This window comes from bacterium (assembly GCA_021372775.1).
Classification (GTDB): Bacteria; Acidobacteriota; Polarisedimenticolia; order J045; family J045; genus JAJFTU01.
Window position 1 is genome coordinate 1 of the sequence record JAJFTU010000088.1, and the last position, 2,611, is coordinate 2,611.

Genomic DNA, 2,611 nt, shown 5'->3' on the forward strand with positions numbered 1-2,611 from the left:
TGGGACGCGCTGCAAGGCATAGAGAGGCTGCGGACGCGCGTGCTCGACATCTCGACGCAGGACGCGTCCGACCTCGGCACGTTCGACTTCATCTACAGCAACGGCGTGTTGGAGCACGTCCGGGATCCGCGCGCGCTGCTCCTCGCCGCGGTGAAGCTGCTCCGTCCCGGCGGCGCGATGCACCTCAACATGGGGTTCCATCGAAGCGCCATCGGGTCCCATCTCTACCGCGAAGTCTTCTTCCCGTGGCCCCATCTTCTCTTCACGGCCGATACGTTCGAAGAGTACTTCGCGTCGCAGGGGCAGGAACGTCGCCGTCCGGCGTGGGTCAATGGGTGGACCCCCGAACAGTACCTGAGTTTGTTCGACGAGGTGGGTTTGGCGGTCACGAGCCGGCGCCGACTGACGAGGCCGATCGACGAGCCGTTCCTGCGTCGGTTCGAGGACGAACTCGGGATCTACCCGTCGGCGGATCTGGAGACCGACATGTTGTACGTCGATCTGGAGAAGCCGGCCCACGGGCGTCCGGAGCTGCAGTTCGAGTTCTTCAACGCGATGTCCGCCCGCCACGCGTGGCAGCACGGGCGGCATCTCTTCATCGCCCCCAACCCGGAGTGCCGGGGACCCGTGATCGCGCGCAGCGCCGTGCCGGTCCGCGCGATCGACACTTTGTCCTTCACGGTCCGCAACGAGCATCCCGCCGCGCCGCCGATCGAGGCGGTCGTCCGCGTCGCCGAGGCGGACGCCGGCCGGGAGACCGTCGTGTTTCGCCGCATGGTGGCGCCGACGGAACGCTTGGCCTACAGCTGCCGTCTTCGTTCTTCGGCGCCGCAGTTCCTCGAGTTTCGCGCCGCGTTGCAGGAGGACCGGAGCGACTACGCGTGGCTGCACTTCGAAGACGTCGAGGTGACGGCCGAAGCGGAACCCGAGCCGACGACGCCGGCGGCCCTCGAGTAGGGAGCGAGGGCTCGCGGGGGACGTTCGGCGCGTGCCGGGTCAGCGGGCGAGGGCGTTCAGCGCCGAGCCGGCGCGGAACCAGCCGATCTCTTCCTCGGTGTAGGAGTGGCGGGCGGGGAACTCGTCGCCGCCGCCGTCGGGGTGGTGGGCGCGGACCGTCAGGGGGCGGCCGGAGGCGAAGCGGGCGAGGCCGACGACGCTGAGGCGGTCCTTGGGGCCGATCGCGTCGTAGTCGGCGGGGTCGGAGAAGACGAGGGCGAGGATCCCCTGCTTCTTGAGGTTCGTCTCGTGGATCCGCGCGAAGGAGCGCGCGATCACCGCCTTGCAGCCGAGGTGGCGCGGCGACATCGCCGCGTGCTCGCGCGAACTCCCCTCGCCGTAGTTCTCGTCGCCGACGACGATCCAGTCGAGCCCCGCGGCCTTGTAGGCCCGCGCCACCTGCGGCGTGGGGGCCTCCTGGTGGTCGAGCAGGCAGACGGCCGTGCCGGGGCGCGCGGTGAAGGCGTTCGTCGCGCCGGTGAACATGTTGTCGGAGATCTTGTCGAGGTGGCCGCGGTACTTGAGCCAGGGACCGGCGGGGGAGATGTGGTCGGTCGTGCACTTGCCGCGCGCCTTGAGCAGCACCGGCAGGCGCTCGAAGTCGCGGCCGTTCCACGGCGCGAACGGCTCCAGGAGCTGCAGGCGGGAACTCTCCGGATCGACGACGACCTTCACGTTGCGGCCGTCGGCGGGAGGCGCGACGTAGGCGTCGCGCCGCGACTCGAAGCCGGCCGCGGGCAACTCGGCCGCCGCGGGGGGATCGAAGACCAGCGGGTCGGCGTCGAGCCGCCCCTGCGCGGCGTAGGCGACGACGACCTCGGGGCTGGCGATGAAGGCGTGCGTCGCCGCGTTGCCGTCGTTCCGCTTGGGGAAGTTGCGGTTGAACGAGGTGACGATGGAGTTGGCGGCGCCGGGCTCGACGTCCTCGCGCCGCCACTGGCCGATGCAGGGGCCGCAGGCGTTGGCGAGCACGACCGCGCCGAACTCGCGCAGCGGCTCGAGCAGGCCGTCGCGCTCGCACGTGGCGAAGACCGCCTCGCTCCCCGGCGTGACGTAGAACGGCACGCGGGCCTTGAGGCCGCGGGCGAGGGCGGCGCGCGCGACATGCGCCGCGCGGCCGATGTCCTCGTAGGACGAGTTGGTGCAGGAGCCGATCAGCGCGGCGGAGACCGCCGCCGGCCAGCCGTTCTTCGCCACGTCCTCGGCGAGGCGCGCCACGGGGCGGCCGAGGTCCGGAGTGTGCGGCCCGACGATCTGCGGCGGCAGTGCGTCGAGATCGATCTCGACCAGTTCGTCGTAGAAACTCGCCGGGTCGGCGAGGACTTCCGGATCGGGGCGCAGGTGCTCGGCGACGCCGCGCGCGAGGCGCGCCACCTCGCCGCGGCCCGTGGCCTCGAGGTAGGCGGCCATCCTCTCGTCGAACGGGAAGAGCGAGCAGGTGGCGCCGATCTCCGCCCCCATGTTGGCGATCGTTCCCTTGCCGGTGCAGGAGACCGTTTCGGTCCCCGGCCCGACGTACTCGACGATCTTCCCCGTGCCCCCCTTCACGGTGAGCAGCGAGGCGAGGCGGAGGACGATGTCCTTGGGCGCGGTCCAGCCGGAGAGCCTTCCCGTC

The 2,611-nt window shown here is 71.0% G+C and carries 2 protein-coding genes; one reads left to right on the plus strand and one right to left on the minus strand.

Annotated features, from left to right (window positions below):
• The coding region (locus LLG88_03275; protein ID MCE5245928.1) for a class I SAM-dependent methyltransferase at positions 1-957 on the plus strand (957 nt) is incomplete at its 5' end.
• A gap of 39 nt (positions 958-996) precedes the next feature.
• Here LLG88_03275 and LLG88_03280 read toward each other — a convergent pair.
• On the minus strand, positions 997-2,611 hold a 1,615-nt coding region (locus LLG88_03280), incomplete at its 5' end, for an aconitate hydratase (GenBank protein ID MCE5245929.1).